This window comes from Pseudonocardia alaniniphila (genome assembly GCF_022524485.1).
GTDB lineage: Bacteria > Actinomycetota > Actinomycetes > Mycobacteriales > Pseudonocardiaceae > Pseudonocardia > Pseudonocardia alaniniphila.
In genome coordinates, this window is sequence record NZ_JAKXMK010000100.1 from 1 (window position 1) to 991 (window position 991).

Genomic DNA, 991 nt, shown 5'->3' on the forward strand with positions numbered 1-991 from the left:
TTGCCTGGGTTTCGTGGACACGTCGGTGTGTCAGGCCGCGGGTGCGGCGTGGGTGTGAGTTTGTTCGTAGTCGTTGGGTGAGTGGTAGTCCAGGGCGGAGTGGCGGCGGCGGGGGTTGTACCAGGTTTCGATCCACTCGAAGATTGCTTGCTCGAGGTGGCGGCGGTGGTGCCAGGGTCGGCGGTCGAGCAGTTCGGTTTGCAGGGTGGCGAAGAAGCTCTCGGCCAGGGCGTTGTCGTAGCAGTCCCCGACGGTGCCCATGGAGGCGTGCAGGCCGGCGGCGGCGAGTTGGGTGGTGAAGGCCCAGGAGGTGTATTGGGCGCCGTGGTCGGAGTGGAACACGGTGCGTCCCGGGGTGGGGTGGCGGCGCTGGCAGGCCATGGTCAGGGCGTCGGTGATCAGCTCGGTGCGGGCCTGTTCGGCGATTGACCAGCCGATGACCCGGCGGGAGTAGACGTCGAGGATGACCGCGCAGTAGACCCAGCCCTCGCCGGTGAGGTGCTGGGTGATGTCGGAGACCCATAGCTGGTCGGGCTCGGCGGCGGTGAAGTCGCGTTCGACCAGGTCGGGGGCCGGGGTGGCGTGCGGGTCGCGGATGGTGCTGGGCCGGTGGCGCCGCTGCGCGCTGGCGCCGGTCAGGCCGTGGGTGCGCATGAGCCGGGCGACCCGGGCCCGGCCGATGCGCAGGCCGTGCTGGTGGCGGAGCTCGGCGTGGACCCGGGGCGAGCCGTAGGTGCGGCCCGAGCGGGCGTGCACGGTGCTGATGATCTCGGTGAGCTCGCGGTCGGCGCGGCGGCGCGGTGGGCTGGGCCGGTCCCGCCAGGCGTAGTAGCCGCTGGTCGAGACCCGCAGCACCCGGCAGGCCACCGCGACCGGGATGCGGTCGACGGCCAGCTCGCGGACCACCGGGTAGATCATTTTGGGTGGATCTCCCGGGCGAAGAATGCCGCGGCCCGGCGCAGGATCTCGTTCTCGGTCTCCAGCCGGAACT

At 71.1% G+C, this 991-nt stretch carries 1 protein-coding gene; it reads right to left on the reverse strand.

Translation table 11 applies throughout. The features are described from left to right. Positions 1 to 30: 30 nt before the first annotated feature. The gene (locus tag MMF94_RS43155) at positions 31 to 918 is read right to left on the reverse strand and encodes an IS3 family transposase (RefSeq protein WP_241043295.1); all 888 of its coding nucleotides are present in this window, start codon (positions 916 to 918) and stop codon (positions 31 to 33) included. Positions 919 to 991 lie beyond the last annotated feature (73 nt).

Bases quoted from the DNA above. Each gene is read 5' to 3' on its own strand.
- MMF94_RS43155 (WP_241043295.1), bottom strand. From the start codon at position 918: ATGATCTACCCGGTGGTCCGCGAGCTGGCCGTCGACCGCATCCCGGTC.